General features: G+C 39.9%; 23 protein-coding genes and 1 tRNA gene. 13 read left to right on the top strand and 11 right to left on the bottom strand.

What is annotated here, in order from left to right; all coding sequences use genetic code 11:
- Positions 1-14: 14 nt before the first annotated feature.
- The 4 genes from astD to speD all read left to right on the top strand — a co-directional run bounded on the left by astD (position 15) and on the right by speD (position 3,365).
- Positions 15-1,484: a succinylglutamate-semialdehyde dehydrogenase gene (astD, locus tag AAEY68_RS11000; protein ID WP_007580085.1), complete on the top strand. Its 1,470-nt coding sequence runs from the start codon at positions 15-17 to the stop codon at positions 1,482-1,484.
- Between the two features lie 132 nt (positions 1,485-1,616).
- Positions 1,617-1,964 carry a DUF3802 family protein gene (locus tag AAEY68_RS10995; RefSeq protein ID WP_007580087.1) on the top strand — a complete coding sequence of 116 codons (348 nt, stop codon included), beginning with the start codon at positions 1,617-1,619 and terminating at the stop codon, positions 1,962-1,964.
- An 86-nt stretch (positions 1,965-2,050) separates the two neighbouring features.
- Positions 2,051-2,464 (top strand): OsmC family protein, encoded by a 414-nt coding sequence (locus AAEY68_RS10990; RefSeq protein WP_002958863.1) that lies wholly within the window; start codon positions 2,051-2,053, stop codon positions 2,462-2,464.
- Between the two features lie 88 nt (positions 2,465-2,552).
- A complete protein-coding gene (gene speD / locus AAEY68_RS10985) occupies positions 2,553-3,365 on the top strand; it encodes an adenosylmethionine decarboxylase (protein WP_024593800.1) in 813 nt (270 codons plus the stop codon).
- A gap of 54 nt (positions 3,366-3,419) precedes the next feature.
- On the opposite strand, the gene AAEY68_RS10980 is transcribed toward speD, so the two are convergent.
- A complete protein-coding gene (locus AAEY68_RS10980) occupies positions 3,420-4,763 on the bottom strand; it encodes a M24 family metallopeptidase (protein WP_350585921.1) in 1,344 nt (447 codons plus the stop codon).
- A 130-nt stretch (positions 4,764-4,893) separates the two neighbouring features.
- Positions 4,894-6,183 (bottom strand): SLC5/6 family protein, encoded by a 1,290-nt coding sequence (locus AAEY68_RS10975; RefSeq protein ID WP_197118288.1) that lies wholly within the window; start codon positions 6,181-6,183, stop codon positions 4,894-4,896.
- A 453-nt stretch (positions 6,184-6,636) separates the two neighbouring features.
- On the opposite strand from AAEY68_RS10975, the gene AAEY68_RS10970 reads away from it, so the two are divergent.
- Both AAEY68_RS10970 and AAEY68_RS10965 read left to right on the top strand, forming a co-directional pair.
- Entirely contained in the window at positions 6,637-7,434 is a 798-nt protein-coding gene (locus tag AAEY68_RS10970) for an alpha/beta fold hydrolase (RefSeq protein ID WP_024589582.1), read from the top strand.
- Between the two features lie 211 nt (positions 7,435-7,645).
- Positions 7,646-8,365, top strand: coding sequence for a peptide arginase family protein (locus tag AAEY68_RS10965; RefSeq protein WP_350585919.1), 720 nt, complete (start codon positions 7,646-7,648; stop codon positions 8,363-8,365).
- A gap of 94 nt (positions 8,366-8,459) precedes the next feature.
- Here AAEY68_RS10965 and AAEY68_RS10960 read toward each other — a convergent pair whose 3' ends face one another.
- The 7 genes from AAEY68_RS10960 to cysG all read right to left on the bottom strand — a co-directional run bounded on the left by AAEY68_RS10960 (position 8,460) and on the right by cysG (position 16,426).
- Positions 8,460-9,173, bottom strand: a complete 714-nt coding sequence (locus tag AAEY68_RS10960; protein ID WP_350585918.1) for a hypothetical protein — start codon at positions 9,171-9,173, stop codon at positions 8,460-8,462.
- Between the two features lie 290 nt (positions 9,174-9,463).
- A complete protein-coding gene (cysQ, locus tag AAEY68_RS10955; protein ID WP_350585917.1) occupies positions 9,464-10,234 on the bottom strand; it encodes a 3'(2'),5'-bisphosphate nucleotidase CysQ in 771 nt (256 codons plus the stop codon).
- Positions 10,235-10,243: 9 nt separating this feature from the next.
- Positions 10,244-10,837, bottom strand: coding sequence for an adenylyl-sulfate kinase (gene cysC, locus AAEY68_RS10950; RefSeq protein ID WP_007378439.1), 594 nt, complete (start codon positions 10,835-10,837; stop codon positions 10,244-10,246).
- Positions 10,838-10,869: 32 nt separating this feature from the next.
- Complete coding sequence (locus AAEY68_RS10945; RefSeq protein WP_197119362.1) at positions 10,870-12,594, bottom strand: SLC13 family permease; 1,725 nt, start codon at positions 12,592-12,594, stop codon at positions 10,870-10,872.
- 31 nt (positions 12,595-12,625) lie between these two features.
- Positions 12,626-14,050 (bottom strand): sulfate adenylyltransferase subunit CysN, encoded by a 1,425-nt coding sequence (gene cysN, locus AAEY68_RS10940; protein WP_007580108.1) that lies wholly within the window; start codon positions 14,048-14,050, stop codon positions 12,626-12,628.
- Positions 14,050-14,949 carry a sulfate adenylyltransferase subunit CysD gene (gene cysD / locus AAEY68_RS10935; RefSeq protein ID WP_138586364.1) on the bottom strand — a complete coding sequence of 300 codons (900 nt, stop codon included), beginning with the start codon at positions 14,947-14,949 and terminating at the stop codon, positions 14,050-14,052. The genes cysN and cysD overlap by 1 nt, the downstream gene beginning before the upstream one ends.
- 49 nt (positions 14,950-14,998) lie before the next feature.
- A complete protein-coding gene (gene cysG / locus AAEY68_RS10930; RefSeq protein WP_350585916.1) occupies positions 14,999-16,426 on the bottom strand; it encodes a siroheme synthase CysG in 1,428 nt (475 codons plus the stop codon).
- A gap of 450 nt (positions 16,427-16,876) precedes the next feature.
- Here cysG and deoC point away from each other — a divergent pair, with 450 nt between their 5' ends.
- Both deoC and AAEY68_RS10920 read left to right on the top strand, forming a co-directional pair.
- Entirely contained in the window at positions 16,877-17,623 is a 747-nt protein-coding gene (deoC, locus tag AAEY68_RS10925) for a deoxyribose-phosphate aldolase (protein ID WP_350585915.1), read from the top strand.
- 10 nt (positions 17,624-17,633) lie between these two features.
- Positions 17,634-18,482: an SPFH domain-containing protein gene (locus AAEY68_RS10920; RefSeq protein ID WP_007580116.1), complete on the top strand. Its 849-nt coding sequence runs from the start codon at positions 17,634-17,636 to the stop codon at positions 18,480-18,482.
- A 50-nt stretch (positions 18,483-18,532) separates the two neighbouring features.
- Here AAEY68_RS10920 and AAEY68_RS10915 read toward each other — a convergent pair whose 3' ends face one another.
- Both AAEY68_RS10915 and AAEY68_RS10910 read right to left on the bottom strand, forming a co-directional pair.
- Positions 18,533-19,663 carry a CsgG/HfaB family protein gene (locus AAEY68_RS10915; protein ID WP_350585914.1) on the bottom strand — a complete coding sequence of 377 codons (1,131 nt, stop codon included), beginning with the start codon at positions 19,661-19,663 and terminating at the stop codon, positions 18,533-18,535.
- A gap of 136 nt (positions 19,664-19,799) precedes the next feature.
- The gene (locus AAEY68_RS10910) at positions 19,800-23,780 is read right to left on the bottom strand and encodes a hybrid sensor histidine kinase/response regulator transcription factor (protein WP_350585913.1); all 3,981 of its coding nucleotides are present in this window, start codon (positions 23,778-23,780) and stop codon (positions 19,800-19,802) included.
- Positions 23,781-23,944: 164 nt separating this feature from the next.
- Between AAEY68_RS10910 and AAEY68_RS10905 the strand changes: the two genes are divergently transcribed.
- From AAEY68_RS10905 to rplA, 5 genes are all read left to right on the top strand, one after another.
- Positions 23,945-24,021: transfer RNA gene (locus AAEY68_RS10905), tRNA-Trp, on the top strand.
- Between the two features lie 132 nt (positions 24,022-24,153).
- Entirely contained in the window at positions 24,154-24,531 is a 378-nt protein-coding gene (gene secE, locus AAEY68_RS10900; RefSeq protein ID WP_002958877.1) for a preprotein translocase subunit SecE, read from the top strand.
- A gap of 4 nt (positions 24,532-24,535) precedes the next feature.
- Entirely contained in the window at positions 24,536-25,099 is a 564-nt protein-coding gene (nusG, locus tag AAEY68_RS10895) for a transcription termination/antitermination protein NusG (RefSeq protein WP_007580122.1), read from the top strand.
- Positions 25,100-25,312: 213 nt separating this feature from the next.
- Positions 25,313-25,741: a 50S ribosomal protein L11 gene (gene rplK, locus AAEY68_RS10890; protein ID WP_002958879.1), complete on the top strand. Its 429-nt coding sequence runs from the start codon at positions 25,313-25,315 to the stop codon at positions 25,739-25,741.
- 3 nt (positions 25,742-25,744) lie between these two features.
- Entirely contained in the window at positions 25,745-26,449 is a 705-nt protein-coding gene (rplA, locus tag AAEY68_RS10885) for a 50S ribosomal protein L1 (RefSeq protein WP_007580124.1), read from the top strand.
- Positions 26,450-26,561: the final 112 nt, after the last annotated feature.

Below are 26,561 nucleotides of genomic sequence, written 5' to 3'. Positions count from 1 at the left end.
TTAGGAGAAAGTATATGACTCATCCTGCACAATTTATAAATGGTCAATGGTCACAAGGCCAAGGCACAGAATTTAATTCAGTAAACCCTGCAAATAACGACGTTATTTGGCAGGCTTCATCGGCAACTGCGGCGCAAGTAGACACCGCAGTAAATGCAGCGCGCGAAGCGTTTTATGCATGGGCTGATAAAAGCTTTACTGAGCGTTTAGAAATAATTAAAGCATTTGCAGCGCAATTAAAAGAAAACAGCGAAGAGCTCGCTATTACTATTGCACAAGAAACAGGTAAGCCACTGTGGGAAACTCGCACAGAAGCGGGTGCTATGGTTGGTAAAATTGCCATTTCTGAAAAAGCATTTTTAGAGCGCACTGGCGACGTAGAAAACGCAATGCCACTTGGCCGTGCGATGATTCGTCATAAGCCACATGGTGTTGTAGCCGTATTTGGTCCGTATAACTTTCCGGGTCACTTACCTAATGGCCACATTGTGCCAGCGCTTTTAGCAGGTAACACGGTTGTGTTTAAACCGTCTGAACTTACTCCTAAAGTAGCTGAGCTTACGCTTAAACTGTGGGAAAAAGCAGGTTTACCAGCCGGTGTCATTAACCTTGTACAAGGTGAAGTAGAAACGGGTAAAGCCCTTGCTGCTCACAAAGGGATTGATGGCTTGTTCTTCACGGGGTCTTCGCGTACTGGTCATATTTTACATGAACAGTTTGCGGGTCAACCTGGCAAAATTTTAGCGCTAGAAATGGGTGGTAATAACCCACTTATTATTACTGACGTTGAAGACACTAAAGCGGTTGTTCACGATATTATTCAATCTGCGTTTATCTCAAGTGGCCAGCGTTGTACGTGTGCACGTAAACTATTTTTACCAACTGGTAGCAAAGGCGATGTGATACTGGAGCGTTTAATCACAGCAACTAAAGCGATTAAAGTAGGTAATTATGACGATGCAGACCAGCCATTTATGGGCTCTATGATTTCATCAGCTGCAGCTGCAGGCATGGTTAAAGCGCAAAACGAGCTTGTTGAGCTTGGTGGTGAAGTATTAGTAGAACTTGAGCACACAGCTAATACCGGTTTTGTAACACCAGGTATTATTGAGTGTACAAATATTAGTGACTTCCCAGATGAAGAGCATTTTGGACCACTTTTAAAAGTATTCCGCTTTGACGACTTTGACCAAGCCATTGATAAAGCAAACGATACAACCTTTGGTTTATCGGCTGGTTTATTAAGTGATAGTGCTGCAGATTACGACCATTTCTTACGTCGTATTCGTGCAGGTATTGTTAACTGGAATCGCCCAATTACTGGCGCATCAAGCGCAGCACCGTTTGGTGGTATTGGCGCATCGGGCAACCACAGAGCAAGTGCGTATTACGCAGCTGATTACTGTGCATATCCAGTTGCTTCGGTAGAGCTTGAAAAAGTAGCTATGCCAGCAACACTAAGCCCAGGCTTAAAAATAGATTAAGTAGTAATACTACTTAATTATTATAAAAGCAGCTTCGGCTGCTTTTTTTGTATTGCTAACGCGCAAAGCTAGCAATCAACAGCGCTTTCTGCTTAAATCAAAAATAATTAATTATACAAAGGTGGTACAAAAATGGTTTTAGATAGGCAAGGGTACGATGATTTGATCATGTATCTAACTCAAAATTTAGCATTGTTTGAGAAGCCAGGCGAAATAAAACCAGGTGCCCCAACAGTAATGGAATTAATCGAAGACGTTATTGCACAAAATGTGATGCTTATTTGCGAGCAGCACACAAACCTCAACACAGAGCAGCGTAGTCAAATTGTACGCGAAGTTGATGGCATAGTTTACGATTTAGAAGAAGTCCTCAGCAGCATCACCTCACAGCCTGTCACGGTTGAACAGCATGCCTTTATAGATGAATTTGCAGGTTTAGTAAAAAACCTCTTTGATAGCGCTTTAACACAACAATCTTAGCCATTTTATAGCCCTGCGTTGCATTTTCATTTGCAACTACGGCTAACTTGCTTACAATCAAGAAAATATTTTTTTGAGATATAACAATGCAAGCAAATGTAAAATGGGTTGAAGGCGATACGTTTATTGGTCGTTCTAATTCTAACCACAATGTTGTGTTTGATGGCGGCAGCGATAGTGCAGCACCAAGCCCAATGGAAATGGTTTTAATGTCAGTTGGCTGTTGTTCATCAGTTGATGTGGTTAGTATTTTAAAAAAAGCCAAACAAGATTTTTCAGATGTACAAGTACAACTAAGTGCAGAGCGCGCCGAAACAGCCCCACGTGTGTTTACCAAAATCAACTTACACTTTGTTGTTAAAGGCAATAATGTGTCTGAAAAGCACCTTGCACGCGCGGTTTCACTCTCTGCTGAAAAGTATTGCTCGGTTGCATTAATGCTTGATAAAACAGTAGAAATTACGCATAGCCACGAAGTTGTGCAAGATCAAGCAAAATAACGCTTTTTCCACGAGGGAAATTCGTATAAAATCCGCGAACTTTTCATTCTGCAGGTGCAGAACCCACTAATTTATAGGTTGGTTTATTATGAACAAACCCTTCGATAAACTTAAACTTCATGGCTTTAACAATTTAACCAAAAGTTTAAGCTTTAGTATTTATGATATTTGTTACGCAAAGACCGAGCAACAACGTAAAGAATATATTGAATATATCGATGAGCAGTACAGTGCAGATAGACTAACCGACATTTTAGGTGAAGTTGTTGATATTATTGGTGCTAACATTTTAAATGTAGCGCGCCAAGATTATGAACCGCAAGGCGCAAGTGTAACTATTTTGGTTTCAGAAGAACCAGTAGAAGAGCAGCAAAATTACGATGCTGACGAAGCACCAGGCCCATTACCTGATTCAGTTGTTGCGCACCTAGATAAAAGCCACATTTGTGTACACACATACCCAGAAGCTCACCCTGATGATGGTATTTGTACATTCCGTGCTGATATTGAAGTGTCTACTTGTGGCATTATTTCGCCACTTAAAGCGTTAAATTTCTTAATTCATAGCCTTGAATCAGACGTAGTAACAATTGACTACCGCGTTCGTGGTTTTACCCGCGACATAAACGGTGTTAAGCACTACATTGATCATGCTATTAGCTCGATTCAAAACTTCATGACAGAAGATACAAAAGAAGCGTACCAAATGATGGACGTGAACGTGTATCAAGAAAACCTGTTTCACACCAAAATGATGTTAAAAGAAACCGATTTAAACACGTACCTATTCGGTATTTCGACAGCAGATTTATCAGAGGGCGAAGAAGAACAAATTCGCTCAAAACTGACTCGCGAAATGCAAGAAATATTCTATGGCCGTAACCTGCCAGATACAGAATAATAGCAACGAATTAAACTAAAAATGGCGCTCAGTGAGCGCCATTTTTTTTATGCTTTATTTTACAAGCAATAGCTGTGTTTGTCGGCCATTTAAATACCAGACACCGCTTTTATCAAAAATAGCATCTTCCTCTAGCATTATTCTTATTTCTTTATTCCACTGTTTTATAAACACAGCATTGTTAAGCTCAATTGAGTAAGCCGTATTTAAATGTAGCGGATAGTCACCATCTCCCGGTACACCTTGCTGAGAATCCCACATACCTAATGTAGTGCCAGCAGCGTGGCCATGATAGCCAATAGGGTGAGTATAAATAGTGGGTTTTAATCCCTGATCAATAGCGGCTTTTCGTGCTGCAGCTAAAACCTCATTACCGGTTTTACCTATCGCAAATTGATTGGTAAATATGTCTTGTAGTTTATTACCGCTTTTTAGTGCTTCAACTAAGTAACTAGGCGCACTCGTTTCGTTTTCTTTGAGCACATACGCATGCTGCTGCGTGTCGGTATTTAAGCGTAAATAAGTAATCCCAAAATCTACATGAAGTAAGTCACCGGCTTGTATAACGTTATCATCGTAGCCATTGGCAAAGCTTTCTTCATGATTAAACGATTTCGCATCGGCGCGCTGAATAGCAATACTTGGGTGAAACCATGTTTGTAGTTTTAGCTCTTTTACGCGCTCTCTAAACCACCATACCAAGTCATCGCTAGTTGTTTCACCAACCGTAATTGTTTTACCCGAAAACCCCTCTGCAATAATATGATGGGCAATAGCCACAATATGTTTATACATTTTAACTTCTTCAGGAATGCGTTGCTCTAACCACGCAACAGCAAGCGGCTCTGCAGAAATTATTTTATTGTGATAAGCGGCGGGCAAGTTAGCCATTAAGGTTTTGTAATCGCCTAGCACAAGGCCATCGGCATGTGCCCAGTCGGTAGAAGTATTAAGCGCAATGTTGCGAGGTTTGTATTGCTCAATAAGTGTATTGAGTGCTTCCCACTGGCTTGGTTGTGTTTGTTTATCCCACCCTTTTCTAAATACGTTACCTATTTTATAAGGCGCAATAGCGTAAGCATCAACACCACCTTGTTTATTAAGTGCAAATAGCAAAATAGTGGTGCGTCTGGCTGAAAGCCATGTTGCAGGCAGCATTGTTTTTAATATTGGATCTTCGTTATATTCTCGACTTATAAGTAGCCACATATCAGTGTTGTGCTGCTTCATTAGCGAGGGCATTAAGGTATTAACTCTAAGCTCAGTTATTTTATCTATAAACGTAGCGCGCTCTTTCATCGATAAAATAGTGGGAGCGTCATCGGCTTTAACAAAGAGGCTTAAAACAAGCGTAGTTAGCAAGCTTATGTAAAGTAGGAGTTGTTTAGTAAAGTGCATAATTGTTTTATTTTTAAGCTAGTTAATTTATAACATGCCTGAAGAGCGACTATAAAAAAACAATTTGAGATAAACAGCACACAAAAAAGCCCGGCTAAAAAGTAGCCGGGCTTTTGTATAAACAGTTTTATTACTTAAGCATGCTGTATAAAAGTGCAAATACAGCAAGCGAGCCAACCGCTAATATAAATAGCGTGCTAAAGCGATTTCGGTATTTATTAAGTGCAGGTACTTTATAAACTGCAATCATTGGCATAATGAATAAAATCATCGCAATGATAGGGCCCGATAACTGATCCATCATGTCTAAAATACTTGGGTTTTTAACAGCACAAAACCAAATAGCTAAAAACATGATTAACACACCAATTTTATCGGTAACGCCAGAGCTTAAGCCTGTTTGTTTAGTTACTAAACCTGTAAAGCTTTCGCGTGCACCTAAAAAATGACCCAAAAACGACGATGTAATAGCAATAAAGGCAACAAGTGGCCCAAGTGTGGCAATAAACGAGTTATCAGTAATATTAGCAAGGTAGGATAAAACCGATACGTTAGCCGCTTTAGCTGCTGCCATTTGCTCGCCTGTAAGCGACAGCACGCAAGAGAACACAAATAACAGTACGAAAGTAATAAGTAGCAAGCTAGTGCGCTTTAAAATCGCCTCAGACTTACGTGTAGCTTGTTCGCCGTAATGACCGCGTTGCACATTTACAAAGCTTGAGATAGCCGCTGCGTGGCTAAACGAAAACACAATAATAGGAATCGATAACCACAACGTTTTACCAAAGCTGCCTATTTCAGGCACCGTCATATCTGGCATCTGCCAGCTAGGGATTAAATAAAGTGATAAAAAGAACAATATGCCCACAAGCGGATACACTAAAATAGCAAAGGCACGTAGCATTAAGCGCTCGCCGCCCATCATTAAGCTAATCATGCCTGCAACTAATACGCCCGAAAGTAGCACGCGAGAAGGTGATTCCATCCCCATTTGATTAACCATAAAACTATCAACGGTATTGGTTAAACCTACACCGTAAATAAGCAAAATTGGGAATATAGATAAAAAGTACAACAAGGAAATTAACCGCCCCGCAGTCACACCAAAGTGCTCTTCAACTACGTCGGTAAAATCGGCATCTTTATTTTTTGATGAAAGTACAAAGCGCGCTAATCCACGGTGCGCAAAAAAGGTCATTGGGAACGCTAAACACGCCATAATAATTAACGGCCAAAAACCGCCAATACCAATGTTAATAGGTAAAAATAAAATACCCGCACCAACGGCGGTACCAAATAAACTTAATGTCCACTGCGTATCGTGCAGGTTCCATTTAGTTTTTGTATTTGAATTTTTGCTTGAATTTGTGTGTGTGTTTGGTGATGCATTTGAAAGCGTTGCATCTTGAGATGTTGTCATGTGTGTGTGCTCATCCATTATTTAAATAATAACTGCGCCGAAGGGTATAGTTTTTAGAGACATTTTTCATGTTTTGAAGAGATTTTTAGACTAATTAATTAGACTCAATTGGAGGGTAAGTGTCATGAATACGAAACAGTGGTGTAAAAGTGAGCAAAAGCCTTAAATGGCAAGCCACATTATAGAGTTACTGTACGGGGTAGGTTGGTTAGTTGGAGCGAAACCCAACACGCTATAGCGTCATGCTAGCAGAAAAGCCGAGGAAGGCGGTTTTCATAACGTAAAAATAGGGGAAGGTCATTTTTATTGGTTTTCATTTAAAAATCAAAATCTGCTGCCAAAAGCTATTAAGTAGAAGCCATTGATCTCAACTTCATAAGAGATTTTTATTAAACTCCGTTATACTTCCTGCAATTGAATATGCCAAACGAAGTAAATAGGCCACTAACTGCAATGAGCAAAGACATTCTCTTCCATACTACTTTTGCGCACGAAACCAGTAAAACATGGGTTGTATTTGTCCATGGAGCCGGTGGTAGTTCGGCAATTTGGTTTCGTCAGCTTAAAGCCTATAAAAAAGAATATAATGTGTTGTTGCTTGATCTTCGTGGTCACGGTAAATCGAATAACTTAGTACAAAACTTTGTTGATAATAATTATTCATTTAATAATGTCTCTAAAGACATTATCGATGTGTTAGATCATAACAATATCACCAGCGCACACTTTGTTGGCATTTCATTGGGCACAATTATTATTCGAAATATTGCTGAAATTGCGCCGCAATATGTTTCTAGCATGGTGCTAGGTGGAGCGGTCACTCGTTTTAATACTCGCAGTAATACATTGGTTTATTTAGGTAATACTTTTAAACACTTCTTGCCTTATATGTGGCTGTATCGCTTATTTGCTTTTATTATGATGCCTAAAAAGCGCCATAAAGAATCTCGACTTTTGTTTGTTCGTGAAGCAAAACGCTTGTGCCAAAAAGAGTTTATAAAATGGTTTAAATTAGCCATGGACGTAAACCCCTTAATGCAGTACTTCAAAGAAAAAGACATTGATATTCCCATTCTGTACATTATGGGCAAAGAAGATCATATGTTCCTTGGCCCTGTTAAAGAAATGGTTAAGCGTCATAAAAATAGCGTACTGCAAACTATTCACCATTGCGGCCATGTTTGTAACGTAGAGCGCCCTGACTTATTTAATCAGCACTCGCTTGCTTTTATCGCCCAGCAAAATCGTTAAGGGTTGTCGCTTTTAAAAAGCGTTCAATGAGGGGTAAGTACTTAGTAAATTGGATTAGATCATTCTTTTTGGCTTTCGTCCTAAACTAAAAACAAGGCCTAACACTGAAGGGTATTTCGCAAATAGAAAACGCAAAAAAAATTCCAAAGCTCAGATTTTAATTTTGACTCTATTTAGTTTTTGCATACAGAGTTATTAGCGAGGTAAATAAGTGGAAACAGGAAAGTGGATTATCCCTTTTAAAGGGCGCAATGCATCGGGAGCGACTAAAGTAAACTTTTTATACCAACAGGAAAATGTTTTCTTTATGGATAATCACCGAACAGCTTCATGGTGTTGGGAAAACAGTATTAGTGAATGCTCGAATATAGCTCTCGTTCATATTGATGCTCATTATGATGCTGGAATGGTTGAAGCTAAAGATGTAATGCGGCTACCAGATCCAAAATCAAGCTCAGTTATTGAGTATATAGATAAGATAAATCGTTCATCTCCAGAGCACTTATGTAAAACACCAGTAATTACTTGGGATACATATTTATATATTTTTGAAGGTATTCATAGGGACAAAATTAACTCGTTACTATGTGTTACACATGGGTACGGTGCAAATTTACCTGATGAATCTGTTGCAGTGGAACTAAGTGCAGATAATGTTACTAACTCTTTATATCAATTAGCTAACTTTTCAGGCTCTGTAATTATAAATATTGATCTGGACTACTTTGCTAAACAAAATTTTAAGGATAATAACCCAACTCGTAGCTTAAAGAGTATTGCAGAGGCTGTTGGTGTTTTGAGTACCTCTGGCTCTGTATGTATCACTATTTGTTTAAGTCCTGGATGTTGTGATGGTTGGGAGGAAGCTGAAGCTATCTTAAAGTTGTTTAATCATTATGCTGGATTTAATTTTGAGTTACCAAAAAGTTAATATAAGGGGCTAGATACTATCGACTACAAATTTGTTACGCTCTAAGTCAACGCGGCAATTTCAAAAATTACCGCGTTGATCGGTCTATAGGCTATTAATTTGGAAAAGATTTAAGGACTTTATACTCAATCTTAGTGTTAGTGGCATTTAATATTTCAATGCGTGCGCCTTTAAAGCCTACTATATTGCTTTCAGCAAGGTCATAGTTAACTTCTTGAGAGAAACTAGGACGAGCAAGATCTTTAGAAAACTCACGATACATAAATTTTAATGTACTTCCAGATTTACCATTATAAATTAACTCTTGTTTAAAGCTTGGTTGTGAGATATCTACAAGTTTACCAACTCTAAAACTAGGGTTTGGTGTTGCAACGGGGTCTGCGCTGGTAAGGTCAAAATACCCTGTTAAATCCAAGGAGCCATCGGTTTTTAATATCAAAAATTCATTATAGAGCGGGACTCTTTGACCGAAGGTTTTGTCATCTACGTAATAGTTATTTGAAGATGCTTCAAAATATTTATCGCCATTTTTGTCTTTTTTAATGTAAGGCAGTTTATGTGGAGTCATTATATATTCTCTCGCATATCCGCCATCAGAAATCGTTGAAAATAACTCTAGCCCATCGTAAGTATATGCAATACTTTTTTCGAGTAACGTGTCTCCAATTTCAACTTCAGCCTCTTGATTAAGAGCCGGAAGGTTAATTGTTGATACATCACTGATGATTTTTGTTGGCAATTTTGATGCGCAACCAGACAATATTAATAGAGTAGTAAGTATCGAAAAGTATTTAGATATATGATTCATATTTTACATCCTTGTTTAAAAAGTTGGACTTTATCAACTTAAATGAAAACAAACAATAGAATATTGATTACATAGTTGATTGAGATTTGGCTGATAAAAGTTAGGAAGTCGAATGATTTATAAGGTAAGTTCCGCTTCTGTGGTGCATATGGTTTAGCTTTCAAGTGTTAATTCAAAGAGTACACCTATGAAAAGTATATACTTGTTGGGTTTCGTTTTACTCAACCCAACCTACGGTGTTTTAGTTTACATCGAGCTACTAGTAGCTAACAGCTCGCAACTCTCAGCTTTTATTCATCTAAAGCCGAAACAATAAAATACGGGTTCAAATATTCATCTTTGGTGTTGTAAATAAGCGGGCTGCCATCAAGTTGAGTCACTTTAGCACCGGCTATTTCGGCGATGGCATGGCCTGCGCCTGTATCCCATTCGCAGGTTGGACCTAAGCGCGGGTAAATATCGGCGCTGCCCTCAGCTACTAAACACAGCTTTAGTGAGCTGCCTTTAGACACCATTTCAACGTCATCAAAGCGTTTCACAAACTCGGCTAAATCGGGTGATGGGTGCGAGCGGCTACCTACAACACGAATTAACCCTTTGTTAGGTTTAGTTGTTACTTTAAGCTCAATTCGCTCATCGCCTTTATCTTTAAATGCGCCAATAGCTTCGGCGGCTAAGTACGATACGCCAAGGGCAGGTGCATCTACTACGGCTAAAATAGGAGTGCCGTTTTTAATTAGGGCGATGTTTACGGTAAATTCACCGTTCTTTTTAATAAATTCTTTAGTGCCGTCGATTGGGTCAACTAACCAGTAGCTTTTCCATGTTTGGCGTACATCCCAGCTTATGTCGGCGTTTTCTTCACTGAGTATTGGAATGTCGGGTGTGAGCTGTTGAAGCCCTGCCACAATCAATTTATGAGCTGCTAAATCGGCGTCGGTTACGGGGCTTTCATCGGCTTTGTACTCAACGTTAAAATCCTTTTCGTAAATTCCCATTATCGCTTGGCCTGCTTTGCGGGCAAGGATGAGGGTTTCTTCTAGCAGTTCGGTTTGATTCATGGGGTTAACCTATATTATGTGCTTTTGTTTTAGATACGTTATCAGTTGTGTAACCGATTGGTCTAGGGTGTTTTTACTTGTATCTAAAATTATTTCTGGATTGTTTGGCACTTCGTAGCTTGAATCGATACCCGTGAAGTGTTTTATCTCCCCTGCGCGGGCTTTTTTGTATAAGCCTTTTGGATCGCGGCTTTCGCATACATCCAGTGGGGTATCGATAAATACTTCAATAAATTCGCCTTCGTCTACTAGGCTGCGCACCATGTCGCGTTCTGCTCTAAAGGGCGATATAAACGCAGTAAGCACTAACAAGCCTGCGTCGGTCATTAATTTAGCGGTTTCGCCTACGCGGCGTATGTTTTCAATGCGGTCTTCGTCGCTAAAGCCTAGGTCTTTACATAAACCGTGGCGTACGTTGTCGCCATCAAGCAGGTAAGTGTGCGTACCTTGTTGGTTAAGCGCTGCTTCTAATGCGTTTGCTACAGTACTTTTGCCAGAGCCTGAAAAGCCGGTAAACCATAAAATAGCGGGCTTATGTTTTTTTTGCTCACTACGCTGTGCTTTTGTAGTTGCGTAGTTATGCCAAACTATATTTTCATCCATAGTGAATGTCTCTTATGCTGTGAGCGCAGGTATTAAAACGGAAATACCAGCGGGATCAAGGTTAATACCGTGATTGAATAAATAATAGAAAGGGGTAAGCCCATCACTATGTAATCTTTTAAGCGATAGTTACCCGCGCTATAAACCATTAGATTAGTTTGATACCCAAATGGCGATATAAAGCTGGCTGATGCGCCAAAGGCAACCGCCATAATAAACGGTAGCGGGTCTACATTAAAACCAACCGCGAGTGAGTAAGCAACAGGAAACGACAAGGCAGCTGCTGCGTTATTAGTTATAAGCTCGGTAAATAATACGGTCATTAAAAATATGGCAATAAATGCGCCGTATGGGCCAAAATCTCCAAGTACCATAAATAGGGCGCTGGATATTTGCCCGGCAAGTCCGGTGCCTATCATTAACTTGGCAAGGCCAATGGCGCTGCCTACTACCACTAATAACTCGATAGGAAAACGGCGTTTTACTTCGTTAAGTTTTATGGTGCCACTGAGCATTAAGCCAATCAGTAATACTAATAAGCCTTTAACCAGCGGCACTATGCCAATAATACTTAAACCCAGTACTGCGGCAAAGCACAGTAGCACAATATTTGATTGCTTAGGTGCAAGGTGGGCTTGTAAGTCAAACCCTGAAATATACACAAATTCGCGCTTTAAGTTAGGCAAGGTGTAAAAGTTTTTGCCTGGTGCGAGTATAAGTGAGTCGCCAGCTTGTAGTTGCACTTGCCCAAGGCCACCTTGTAAGCGGTCGTGACCACGGCGAATGGCAATAACAGCAGCATGAAATTGCTCTCTAAAGCGGGCTTCTTTTACGGTTTTGCCAATAAATTTTGAAGACTGACTTACTACTACTTCTACTAAGTGTTCTATGTCTTTTTGATGATTCTCGTGCACTACTTTTAGGCCGTCGAAACGGGTAAGTAATGGCACCGATTTTATGTCACCTACAAACAGCAGCACGTCATCTTTTTGAATAATTTGCTGCGGGGTGACTGCGCAAATGCGGCTGCCATCGCGAATGATTTCAGCGAGGAATAAGTCTTTTAAATCACGCAGGCCGTTTTCTTCAACGGTCTGGCCTATTAATTTTGAGTTTGCTTGTACTTTGCCTTCTAGGTAAAAAGGCACGACTTCTTGGTCGCTTTTACCGTTGTCGGGTAAGTATTTAAGCATCACTAAAATGGTAATTAGGCCTACGCTTAACGCGCCTAAACCCACTAAGGTAAAGTCAAAAAAGCCCAGCGGTTCCATGCCCGCATCAACTGCAAAGCCATTGACGATTAAGTTGGTTGATGTACCAATAAGCGTAATAGTGCCGCCCAAAATAGCAGTGTACGACAGCGGTAATAATAGCTTTGAAGGGGAGTGATTAGGGTTGTCTTTTATCGCGGTAATAAGCGATGCAACAACGGCGGTATTGTTAGTAAACGACGATAAAAAGGCGGTTGATAACCCCAATTTTGTTACCGATTTTACTAAACTACCTTTAGATAGCGATTGCGCTAACTTTTGAATTAGGGTGGTTTTTTCTATTGCGGTCGACACTAACACCAATAGTACTAAGGTGATAAGCGACGGGTTAGCATAATTAATCAACATGCTTTCAAGATCGATTAGCCCTGCTAAGTAGCTGGTGCCAATTGCGCTTACAAATAACCATGCTGGATTAATACGGGTGCCAAAAAGGCACCCGACTAAGGTAAGCATAATGCCTGTTAAAACGAGCTGTTCTACCATGCTTTTAAATTCCTAACAGGCTAAAGTTAACTTATAACTTAGAAATATCAAGCGCTTGCCAATGCGGAAAGTGCTTGCGTACTAAGCTGTTAAATTCAACTTCAAATTCGCTAAAGTTACTTTGCTGTGCTTGGCTTTGCAGTACTTGTTCAATCATGCCCGCAGCAACCGTTAGGTTTGATAAGCGATCGATTAGTATAAACGAGCCTGTTTCGTGATTGCTGTGGTACTCGTCTGCCAAAATAGTTTCGGTTAGTTCAAGTGTTACAATCGCAATTTCGTTTAACTGCAGTGAGTCGCTAGTGCCATGTTCAAGCGTGTTCACATCAATTGTGTAATCAATTTTTGTAACAATAGCTGAAGTGTTTTTGCTGCCTAGCTTTAGGTTATAGCTTTTACCTAATACTAATGGCGACTCATGCATCCACACAATTTTAGCTTGCAGCTGGTTAGTAACAACGGCCGTTGAATTTGCAGGTACTATTACGTCGCCTCGGCTAATATCAATTTCGTTATTTAGGGTAACGGTAATTGCTTGGCCTGCTTCAGCACTATCTAAATTGCCATCAAAAGTAACAATTTCTTTAATGCTTGATGTTTTACCCGACGGTAATACTTTTATTGCATCGCCTACGTGTATCTTGCCCGACGTAAGTGTGCCCTGAAAACCACGGAAGTTTAAGTTAGGACGCACTACATATTGCACCGGTAGGCGCGCTTCAAAGCCTGTATCTGTTTCGGCTGCTGGCGAATCTTCTAGTAATTCAAGTAGCGGCTTGTCGGTGTAATACGGTGTATGAGCAGATCGCGTTACTACGTTGTCGCCTTTAAGCGCCGACATAGGCACAAACTTAATGTTTGATACGTTAAGTTGCTCAGCAAATTTAAGGTAATCGGCCTTAATTTTTTCATACACGGTTTCGTCAAAATCAACGATATCCATTTTATTAACGGCAACAACAAACTGCTTAATGCCAAGCGAGTCACAAATAAAGCTATGGCGCTTGGTTTGTACTTGCACGCCGTAACGCGCATCAACCAAAATAATGGCGACATCGCTTGTTGATGCACCTGTTACCATGTTACGCGTGTATTGCTCGTGCCCAGGTGTGTCGGCAATAATAAATTTACGCTTAGCCGTTGAAAAGTAACGGTACGCTACGTCAATGGTAATACCTTGCTCACGCTCAGCTTGTAGGCCATCGACCAATAATGCAAGGTCAAGATCTTCACCTGCATTACCTACTTTTTCGTTATCTTTATGAAGGGCAGCTAGCTGATCTTCATAAATTTGGTGGCTGTCGTGCAGTAGGCGGCCAATCAATGTTGATTTACCGTCATCTACGCTGCCACACGTAAGCATACGCAATAAGCTTTTGTCTTGTTGGCGTGCTAGGTAGGCGTCTATGCCTATTTCTTTTACTTCGTTAAATGTATCGTTATTTTGGCTAGACATTAAAAATACCCCTCACGTTTTTTCTTCTCCATTGAGCCTGCTGAATCATGGTCAATAACACGACCTTCACGTTCAGATGACGTAGATAGCAGCATTTCTTCAATAATTTCGGTTAGGTTACTTGCTGTTGACTCAACTGCACCGGTAAGTGGGTAGCAGCCTAGTGTACGAAAACGTACAGATTTCATTTGCGGTACTTCACCCTCGTTAAGTGGCATACGCTCATCGTCAACCATAATTAGGGTGCCATCGCGATCAACAACAGGGCGCTCTTTTGCTAGGTAAAGCGGCACCATGTCGATGTTTTCTTGGTAAATGTATTGCCAAATATCAAGCTCAGTCCAGTTAGATAACGGGAAAACACGAATGCTTTCGCCCGGATTAACTTGGCTGTTATAAGTGTTCCAAAGCTCAGGACGTTGGTTTTTAGGGTCCCAGCGATGGTGTTTGTCGCGAAACGAGTAAACACGTTCTTTTGCGCGTGACTTTTCTTCGTCGCGGCGTGCGCCACCAAATGCAGCATCAAAACCATATTTGTTAAGTGCTTGCTTTAAGCCTTGGGTTTTCATTATGTCGGTATGTTTACCCGAGCCATGCGTAAACGGGCCTACACCCATTTCAATGCCTTCTGGATTTTTGTGTACCAGTAGGTCAAAACCGTATTCTTTAGCTATACGGTCGCGAAACTCAATCATTTCACGAAACTTCCAATTGGTGTCTACGTGTAATAACGGAAACGGAATTTTTGCAGGGTAAAATGCTTTACGCGCTAAGTGCAAAAGTACCGACGAATCTTTACCAATAGAGTAAAGCATTACTGGGTTCTCAAACTCAGCGGCGACTTCGCGCATGATTTTGATACTTTCAGCTTCTAGTTGCTGAAGGTGAGTTAAAGCCATTGTTAGTCGTCCTACTAAAATGATTAAAAGTTACAAATTTAAAATTCGGTTATGTATTTGATACATCTGTTAGCGGCTGTGCAAAGCTGCTTGTTTGTTCGTTTTTCCCAAACCACGCTAGTTGCGAGTGCAGGGCGGCTACTTCACCAATAATGAGTAGCGCAGGCGATATAATGCTGTTGCGCTGGATTAAGTCGGCAAGTTCGCCTAGTTGGCCTGTTACTACACGCTGATTTTTGCGTGTACCGTTTTCGATAATGGCAACAGGTGTGTCGGCTTTGCGGCCATGTTTTAAAAGCTCGCTTTGTATGTGCGGCGATTTAATTACGCCCATGTAAATAGCAAGCGTTTGATTTGCTTTTGCTAGCGATTGCCAATCAAGTTCTTGGCCGTCTTTTTTACAGTGGCCAGTTACAAATTGAATAGCTTGTGCATGGTCACGATGCGTAAGCGGAATACCCGCATACGCACTACAACCTGCAGCGGCTGTAATACCCGGTACAATTTGATAATTTACGTTGTTAGCAGCCAGTACTTGTACTTCTTCGCCACCACGACCATAAATAAACGGGTCGCCACCTTTAATGCGGCACACTTTTTTGCCTTGTTTAGCAAGGTCGACCAGCATTTGGTTGGTGTCGTCTTGAACAACACTATGATCGCCTAAACGTTTGCCTACACAAATAAGGTCAGCATCACGACGCACTAATTCCATAATTTCGTCAGACACTAAAAAGTCGTATACAACCACATCGGCTTGTTGCATAAGTTGCAGTGCTTTAAGTGTTAAAAGCTCTGGATCGCCTGGGCCTGCACCTACTACATATACTTCGCCTTCAGGTTCTGCTTTTGCATCTAGCATTTGCTCTAATTGCTGCTGTGCGGCTTGAGTATCACCGGTTTGCACTTTACTCACGACAGATGAGTCGAACACGCCTTCCCAAAATTGGCGGCGGTCTGAAAAATGTTTAAAGCGTTTTTTTACTTTGTCTCTAAAGCCACCGACAAGTGTTGCAAGAGGGCCAATATGATGCGGAATAAGGGTTTCGAGCTTTTCGCGTAAGCGACGTGCAAGTACCGGCGCTGTGCCTGCACTTGATATAGCAATCGTAATTGGATCGCGGTCAACAATGGATGGGAATATAAACGTACATTTAGGTTGGTCATCAACCACGTTTACAAATACATTGCGGGCATTGGCAAGTTCAAATACGTTGTTGTTTACTTCATCGCGGTCGGTTGCTGCAATAACAAGCATTTTGCCATCGAGATGCGATTCATCAAAATAAGCATCAATAAGCGTTACTTCATTATTATATGCATGTTCTTTTAGTTCGTCGCAAAACCAAGGCGCTACTAAAGTAACGCTCGCTCTCGCTTTTAAAAACGCGCGACATTTGCGTAATGCGACCTCTCCACCGCCAACAACCAATACTGGTTTGTTGTCGAGTTTGGTAAAGATAGGTAAATACTGCACGTTAATAAGACCCCTAAACAAATTCAAATATAAGAAAACGCTTTATTCTGATAAGCAGAATATAGCGGCTATCAATAAGTAAAAAATAATTAAAACCAAGTTGATATAACCAAAAGTTATAATAGGTGGGCTTTTTAGGCCTAAGAGTTAGTTAACAAGGGATTGCGCCGAGTTACAAGTAAAATAAACAGCTTATAGTGTTTGGTTATGAGCTATAGCGAGTTTGGTTTAATTTGTTAATATGGAGGCATATCAAATTTTGTACTTATACCAATTGCATTAAATTAGTGATCTATTATAGCGACGAGAAAATAGCTCAATAACAAGGCTAAAATTATGATACATAGTTGTTCTATATAAATAATTTTTAACGTAGTTAGTGAGTTATTTAATACGCTAAAATGATCATGTTTTTAATAAAATTGGTATTACATAAGCAACGGAGCTCTAATGACACAACACCAAAAAGATGCCGCATTAGCAGTCGCACTGATGGATTTAACAAGCTTAAACACCAGCGATACCACCAAAAGCATTCAAGCGCTTGTTGATAGTATAAACCCGACGCTGGGCACGCCTGCCGCAGTATGTGTTTATAGCGACTTTGTTGATGATGCAAAAATAGCACTCGCAGCACGTGAGCTTAACCACGTAAAAGTTGCAACGGTCACTAACTTTCCAACAGGTGATGCGCCACTGAGTGATGTAATTAACGAAACACTTATTGCAATAGAGCGCGGCGCTGACGAAATTGATTTGGTTATTCCTTACAAAAAACTCATAGCGGGCGATGTTCAAACAGTACTTAGCTATGTAAGCGAAAGTAAAAAAGCATGTGGGTCGCGCGCGCAACTAAAAGTAATAATAGAAAGCGGTGAGCTAAAAACCAAAGCGCTAATAACGCAGGCTACTCAATTGGCAATTGAAGGTGGTGCCGATTTTGTAAAAACCAGTACGGGTAAAGTGGCCATTAATGCAACCCTTGAATCAACAAAAATTATGCTAACAGCCATTAAAAACTCGGATAAACGTGTGGGCTTTAAAGCTGCCGGCGGTGTTAAAACTGTTGCCGATGCCAGTGATTATTTAGCGCTAGCACACGCAATAATGGGTGATGATTATTTGCAAGCAAATACATTTAGATTTGGTGCTTCAAGCTTGTTAAGTGACGTTTATACAATATTAAAAAGTAATTAAAGGAAAGATGATGAGAGCAAGAAACTCCGGGACACAAACATTGTTTAATAACCTATTTAAAGGTGCATTGGTTGTAGGAGTCGTTGGTTTTGGATTAACTGCATGTACTAACCCAAGCACACCCGCAGGTGAAGAAGGCTACGTATTCGAAAAGCCGCGTGTATTTGGTGAAGGTGGTTATCAAGGAACAATGAAGGGCCCATCTAATTACGGTATGTCATTACTGCGAAATGAAGTGGTAAACATCGATATGCGACCTAATACATATACCGAGACATTTAGAATCTTAGCGAATGATGATTTAAATATTAAATTTGATTTTCATGCTGTTATTGCTATTGAGAGTGGCTCTGTTAAAACCGTGGTAGAGCAGTACGGCGCCGAAAATTGGTATAAACGCTTTGTACGTGAAACTTTTAGAACGTATGTGCGCGATACAGTACAAAAATACGATAGTGGCGAGCTTAAAACAAATCGTGAGAAAATTGCGAAGGAAGTGACTCTGCGCCTGCAAAGTTATTTATCGACAACGCCGTTTAAACTTGCAAACGTTGTAGTAGGCAATATTAATTACCCCGATATTGTTGCTAATGCAGTTGAGAAAAAGTTGGCAGCTCAGCAGCTATTATCGGAAAAAGAAACACAAAAAGAGATTGCCAAAAAAGACGCTGAAATTAGGGTTGAAGAAGCCAAAGGGATTGCTCAAGCTCAGAAGATCATTAACGCAACACTAACAGCTAATTACATTCAACATGAAGCTATTAATGCACAAATAAAAATGGCTGAGTCACCTAATCATACAACTGTTTATATTCCGGTAGGTAATAACGGAGTGCCACTTGTTAAAGGCGCTAACTAGATAGTGAGTACTTGGGTAGCTCTTTTTATTAGCTACCCAAGTCAAAGCCATTAATTAAACTTAAACATGTTGCCTATACTTTCGAGGCTTGATTTGTTCGTTTTAGCAATACAACCACTATCATCAAGTGACTTTTTAGTTGTTTCATCAGCCAAACCCGTTACCTTTAGTTTTTTGTCTTGTTGGTACTCACGAAGTGCGATAACTGTTTTACGATCGTACTCAACATCCTGTGTTTCAAATTCTTCGTAATCAGGCTGGTTTCTTAGGTAACCCAAACATACTAAGCTTAGACGCGACATTGCTAAATCCATCTTTTCATAATGTGGCATTCTATGGGTTGGTACATCGACTGTTACAGCACTCTTGCTGGCTGTTTTTGCTTGTACAGCTGCCGGTGGCGGCGCAGTGTAACCCGATGCTAAAGTGTTGTTACTGTTATAGCGATAGTAAGTATCTGGAATTTTAGTTTTTAAAAACTCAACCGCTTTAATAATAACTTCACGAAGGGCTTTTTCTTTAGGGGTATCAGACCATCCACTAATATTACCGCCAACAAGTGCGCCACCAAAGTTGGTTGCGGCTCCAGTAAAGTCAAAATCTTTACTGCCCCCTTCAACACTTGTTGCTGCTAAAATTCGTGATGTGCGTGTGTCGATAAGGCGTAGGTCAATTGCCATATGAGAACCTGAAAAACCAGCTGATACAGAGCTAAATACATCGCCCATAAAGCCGCCACTGCCAACACTTGCACCAGAGCTATCGTCATCAAATTCAGTTACGGCTGCAATAACGACTATTTCAGCGCCTTCAATCTCACCATAAGCGGCACCCGATGATGCACTAACGCGACCTGAGGCTGCTAGGTCTTGTTCTGATAAAACAGCATCAAGCGCTTGGCGCTCTAAAACAATAAAGCGATTTGTTGATACGAGTGCCGTAGTTAATTGATCAGCCATACCGTCGCCTATTTCTTTACGCCACCATTTTGAGTTGTTTGATTTGTCGGTAAAGCGTGCAACAGCAATACGAGCTTTAGGCCCATTGTATTGTTCTTGGGCGACAGTGTTTATGTCTGGTGAATTTTGACCTGAGGTAACATTTGTGGAGGTGCTTTGACAAGCGCTCAGAGTGGTAGTTAATAGTGCCGTTAATAATAGTTTTTGTGGTGCTTTTAACATATGACTGTCCTTAATTAATACGCTCAAGGGAAATATGGTGCATTTCCTTTAATATTTAAATTCATGTTAATTTAGTTAAATCAGTAGGTTAATAATAGTACTGGTGCGAAATATTTAGTCACACAGGCGAAATTTATCAGGATTGTTCACGAAACTGTTTTGGGGACATATCATATTTTGCTTTAAAGCACCGGGCAAAGTAGCTTTGTGAATTAAAGCCAACTTGCTGTGCTACTAGACCAATTGCAAGCTCACTATTTTTTAAAAGCTCTTGTGCAAATTCTAAACGAATATTTCGAATGTAATCGCTTGGTGTTAGGTTGTACAAGGCTTTCATTTTTAATTGTAAAGCGCGAGGGCTAAGGTAGAGCGATGCTGCAAATTCTTCTACGCTAAATGCTTCGTCTTGGTAATGCTCTTTTACTGTTGTTTTTACACGCTCGGTAAATACATAATCTTTACTTTGCGCCATTTGTGGGTCGAGCTGGGCTGTTTGTGATAAAGCAGGTAGTTGTTGTTTTAAATGTTGATTAAGTACTTCTCTAATCGTTAATAATCCTTGAACGCGGCTGAGTAACAGCTGCGGCTCAAAAGGTTTACTCAAATAGTCATCAGCAAGTAAGTCTAGGCCCTTTAATTTACTATGCGTATCTGCCTTTGCTGAAAGTAATAACACCGGAATATGGCTAATAGCCGTGTCGCTGCGCAGTGCTTTAATAAACTGATAGCCATCCATAACAGGCATCATTACATCACTTATTACCAAGTCAGGCATTTCGTTTTTACATAAAGCTAAACCTAGCTCTCCGTTAGCTGCACTTATACACGTGAAGCTACTAATAAATAGTGACGTTATTAAATCACGCATTTCATCGTTGTCTTCAATAATAAGAATCTTATTACTTTTTACTGCACATAAATTATTGTTTTTAGACACAGCAAGAGCAGTAAGGTTAGAGGTTTCGTCTATTTGAGTTGTTGGGAGTGAAACAGTAAAACAACTGCCTTTGTTTAATTCACTTTTAAGTTCAATAGTTCCTCCATATTGCTCAACTAGCTGCTTCACCAGCGCTAAGCCAATACCGCTACCGCTTTGATTACTCGTATCTATACGTGTGAATCGTTGAAAAACGGTTTCAAGGTGCTCTTTATCTATACCAACACCAGTATCTGAGACTGTGATGATTAATGTTTGTTTTTGAGTTAATAGCTGAAGTAATACTTTGCCAGTGTTTGGAGTGTATTTTTGGGCGTTACTCAATAAGTTACTGATAATAGAAATTGTATGATTTAGCTCTAATTTAATGGGAATAGTTTTTTGTGTTAAATCTTCAAACTCGAACGTAATATTTTTTTGTTTAAATAAAGGGGTGAAATCTTCAATTAATTGTTCAACTACCGGCTTTATAGCATAGGGTGTGACGTGTTTCACTGCTGTGCTTGGGCGCTGACTGAGCTGTAAAAGTTGGTTTATTTGATCCAATAGCTTATAGCTATTACGTTGAATCATCGCTAGTTTTTGTTGGGTGTCTGAATCCTTATGGCTTTTTTGTAAACTCTCAAGTGGCGCTAATATTAAGCTCAATGGTGTTTTAAGTTCATGGCTAACATTATCTAATAGTTGGGTTTTTAAGTTGCTAAGTTCTTTCTCTTTTAAGTTTGCTTGCTCTGCAACGTTAGCTCTATACCTTGCTGTTATAATTAACCACATTATAAATAATACGATAATGATGTAAGTGACATAGGCAACATTGTTCTTCCACCAAGGTGGAGTAACTTTAAGCGCAACCATTGTTTTATCATCACTCCATTGACCGTATTGATCTTTAACTTTTACAATAAAGTGATAGCTTCCAGCGGGAAGTTGAGAATAACTAACTTGCCTCTGGTTTTTGTTTGCGTATAAAAACTGCTTATCTAACCCAGCTAACTTGTAAGCATATTGGTATTGAGAAGGGGGCTCTGCACTGTTTAAAGCAGAAAATTTAAAGCCGATAACACCATCTTCTTCTTTAAAAAAGAGTCTGTCTGTATAGCTTATAAGCTTAGCCGTTTGGGTCTTGTTTTTTATATATTGCTGCGTCGCGACTGACTGGTTATAAATAAGTAAGTCTGTAATAACGGGTTCTGGGGGTTGAGTTGCTAGGGTTAGTTTTAACGGATCAAATTGATTAAAACCGTTAATACCACCAAAAAATAGCTCGCCGTCATCTGCTTGAAAAGCGGCACCTAAAATAAAAGAATGATGCTGTATACCGTTTGCGGGTAAAAAATGCTGTATTTGTTGGGTTTGAGGAGCGTAACGGGTTAGGCCTTGGTTGCTGCTTAGCCACAAGTAACCGCTGCTATCTTGTTTAATTGCAAAAATATTATCGTTAAGTAAGCCATCAAACTCTGTAATGTTTATTACTTTGTTTGTTTGGATATTTAATTTATTGAGCCCGCCAAAAGTACCTACCCATAAAGTGTTTTTATCTTGTAAATGCAAGGATGTAACCATGTCATGCGTTAAACTATTAGGCTTTTTAAGATCGCTTTGGTAATGAGTGAATGTTTCATCATGTAAAGAAAGTTTATTTAACCCTGCGCGGGTTCCTGTCCATATAGCGTTATTGTCGCTGTCATAAGTAATACTAAAAACAGTATTATTTGAGATACTATTTTTATCTGCGGTGTATTTAAAATTTGTAACCTGTGAAGTATCGGGATTAAATCGCGTTAAGCCTTCGTTACTGCCCAGCCATAAATTACCACTTAGATCACCTTCGATTGCATAAATACGGTTACTACTGAGTTGATGGCTTTGCACAGTAAAAGCCGAAAAGTTATCATTAATTGGGTTGTAAAGCAGTAAACCACCTCCGTATGTGCCTATCCATACGCGTTTATTGGCATCTTCATAAAGACTAAATATATTGTTATTAGTTAAGCCTATATCTTGATTTTTTTCTGTTTTATAGCGTTTAAATCCTGTGTCAGTTTGTTTGTTAAGTCCGTCGCGCGTACCCACCCAAAGTAAGTTGTTACTGTCTTTAAGTATTGCTCTTACAAAGTCATTCGAGATAGAAACTGGGTTATTGCTTTGATGTTTTTGATGACCAAACTGAGTCTGCCTTTTATCATAGCGATGTAATCCATAGCCGTCTGTACCAATCCAAATAATGCCTTGAGGGTCTTGGTAAAGTGATAATAGGTGATCGTTAGCTAAGCCATGTTTTAAATCTGGAGAGTGAGTAAGTTGACGAAACTCGCTACTTAATAAATTATCTGTAGCTTGGTAATAAAGACCATGACCATAAGTGCTTACCCATAATTTTTTTTCATCATCAAAAAGTATATCTGTGACCCAAACATTTTTGAGTTGCTCAAAGTTATAAAATGCGAGTGTGTTTGAGTCAAAAACACTTAGACCAGTCTTGCCTCCTATAATAAATTTGCCGTTTGCTGCTTTTTTTAATTGCCAGAGCTGTTCAGGGCTATTAGATATATGTTCGAACCGATGTGTTTGTGTATCGAACTTAATCAGCCCGATACTACTTGCTAACCAAAGGTTTTTTTGATCATCAAAAAGCACATCCTTAAAAACAACATTTAAGTGATTCGTGCCCTGATAAGAAAATAATTCGGTAGTACCTGTGTATGTATCTAAACGAGTAAGTTGCCCTTTATCGTGACCAATCCAAATGATTTGTGGCGAATTAGAAGAAATTGATGAAATACGTTCGTTTGTAATAGGAGGGGTTGAGTACTGGTTAAAAACACTAAAACTTCCTGTTTCAGTATTTAATAAGTTAAGTCCATTACTTGTTGTAGCAAACCAAATGTGGCCGTTTCCTAAATTCAGGCAGTCCGTAATCCAATTTCCCGAAATACTAGGTTGTGAAGGATTGAATTTATAGTGCTTAAATTCATACCCATCAAATCGGTTTAAGCCACCTTGGGTAGCAAACCAATGAAACCCTTTTTCATCAGTGGTACTGCAGGTAATTGAATTTTGTGATAAACCTTGTTCATTTGTATATGTATCTAAGTACAATGGCAGGGCATAAGAACTAATATGAAATAATAATAAAAAGCTAATAATTTTATATCTTATGATTGTTTTTATTGCTTTCACAGACTTCCTATCTAATTGTGAGTCCCTATAATTTGGACAATCATAAACTGCTTTTTAATCAATGTTAAGATTGATTTTTTAATGCAATGCCGAGATTTTCCAATGTGGGTATCTTTTAGGCTTGTGTTAATGGACTGCGTAAGTATAATAGGCATCCACTTTGCAGGGGCGTAGTTCCAATTGGTAGAACAGCGGTCTCCAAAACCGATGGTTGGGAGTTCGAATCTCTCCGCCCCTGCCAGTTTTACTTGTGGTTTGAGTAGTCTGAGATTAAAAACCGGTTTAAATTAAGTCTGTTTTTAAGTTTAGATTTTAATGGATTAACCTTACCGTAGTGTAGGGTTGTTGTGTCTGTAGTTAAGGTAATAATATTATGAGCACGAATGTAGAAACACCATCAAGTGCGATGGAGTCAGTAAAGTGGTTAGTAGCAATCGCGCTACTTGCAGGCGCAGTTGTTGGTAATCACATGTATGCAGATCAATCTGTACTACTACGTGCTATCGGCGTTGTTGTTGCAATAGCGGCCGGATTAGCAATTGCCTCGCAAACATTTAAGGGACGTAACTTTCTTGCTTTCGCTAAAGAAGCTCGAATTGAAGTACGCAAAGTTATTTGGCCAACGCGCCAAGAAACTACCCACACGACATTAATTGTAATGGTTGCAACAGTGATTATGGCACTTATCCTTTGGGGATTAGATGGCATTTTATTCCGCGCTGTAGGCTTTTTAACTGGATTGGAGATCTGATCCCATGTCGGATGAGAACGAGAACAAAGAAATTAAGTTACGTTGGTATGTAGTACAAGCCTTTTCTGGTTACGAAAAGCGTGTAGCTCAAACGTTAACTGAACACATTAAAATCGAAGGTCTTGAATCGAGCTTTGGTGAGATACTAGTACCAACTGAAGAAGTTGTTGAGATGCGCGCTGGCCAAAAGCGTAAATCTGAGCGTAAATTCTTTCCAGGTTATGTATTAGTACAAATGGATATGAATGACGCAAGCTGGCACTTAGTGAACAGCACTGAACGTGTAATGGGCTTTATTGGTGGAACGTCTGATCGTCCTGCTCCAATAACTCCTAAAGAAGCAGAACGCATTCTTAATCGCCTTCAAGAAAATGCTGAAGCACCTAAACCTGCTACATTATTTGAACCAGGTGAAGTTGTTCGCGTTACAGACGGACCATTTGCAGATTTCAGTGGTGTAGTTGAAGAAGTTGACTACGAAAAGAGCCGCGTAAAAGTATCTGTACTTATTTTTGGTCGTTCTACGCCAGTTGAGCTTGAATTCGGTCAAGTTGAGCAAGATAAGTAATTGATTAAAAAAGCTTCGCTAATTTTTATTTAAATTTTGGCATGAAGCTTGAAAAAGGCCGCTGATTAACTTATAATCAGCGGCCTTTTTGTATTAAGGTAAAATTTATTTTTACTGTGCAAAAAGTACGAAACCAATTTTTAAACTGGGAAGCCGTTAGAGTACGCGTCCTCGCGCGCACAAGGCTGAGACCCACCAAATGAGGTATTTATAATGGCTAAAAAAGTTGAAGCTCTAATCAAGCTACAAGTTGCCGCTGGTATGGCTAATCCTAGTCCTCCAGTAGGTCCTGCACTAGGTCAACACGGTGTAAACATCATGGAATTCTGTAAAGCGTTTAACGCACGTACAGAGTCTATCGAAAAAGGCGCTCCAGTTCCTGTAGTGATCTCTGTTTACGGTGACCGTTCATTTACGTTCGACATGAAAACGCCACCTGCTGCTTACTTACTTAAGAAAGCTGCTGGTATCAAGTCAGGCTCAGGCCGTCCTAACACTGATAAAGTAGGCACAGTAACTCGTGCTCAACTTGAAGAAATTGTTGAGACAAAACGAACTGACCTTACAGCTGCCGATATGGACGCAGCGGTTCGCACTATCGCAGGTTCTGCGCGTGCGATGGGCTTGAACGTAGAGGACTAAGAAATGGCTAAATTAACTAAACGTATGCGTACTATCCGCGAAAAAGTGGAAGTAACAAAAGATTACGAAATCAATGAAGCAGTTGCTCTTTTAAAAGAGTTAGCGACAGCTAAATTCGTAGAAAGTGTTGACGTTGCCGTTAACCTTGGTATCGATGCTCGTAAATCTGATCAAAACGTTCGTGGTGCTACTGTACTACCTAACGGTACTGGTCGTGACGTTCGTGTTGCTGTATTCACACAAGGCGCTAATGCAGAAGCTGCAAAAGAAGCCGGTGCTGAATTAGTAGGCATGGAAGATCTTGCTGAACTAGTTAAAAAAGGCGAGATGAACTTTGACGTTGTTGTTGCATCACCAGACGCTATGCGTGTTGTTGGTCAACTAGGTCAAATCTTAGGCCCACGTGGTCTAATGCCAAACCCTAAAACTGGTACTGTAACGCCTAACGTTGCAGAAGCAGTTAAAAATGCTAAAGCAGGTCAAGTACGTTACCGTAATGACAAAAATGGCATCATCCATACTACTATTGGTAAGGTTGATTTCACTGCAGAGCAATTACAACAAAACCTTGAGTCTCTAATTGTTGCGCTTAAGAAGGCTAAACCTTCTCAAGCTAAAGGTGTTTACTTGAAGAAAGTAACTATCTCTACAACAATGGGCGCAGGCGTTTCTGTTGACCAAAACACTTTAAGCACAACTGTAGCTTAATCAGTGTTTACATGGCGTGAAATTTGTACTATAATTTCGCGCCATTTTGTTGATTAATTTATTAATTGGCAAAGTAAAGAATTCGGGTTGAAGTCCATAATTTCGTTAAGCC

The organism is Pseudoalteromonas sp. RB2-MNA-CIBAN-0110, assembly GCF_040309305.1.
Lineage (GTDB): Bacteria > Pseudomonadota > Gammaproteobacteria > Enterobacterales > Alteromonadaceae > Pseudoalteromonas > Pseudoalteromonas arctica.
This window is presented reverse-complemented; position numbering and strand designations above follow the sequence as displayed.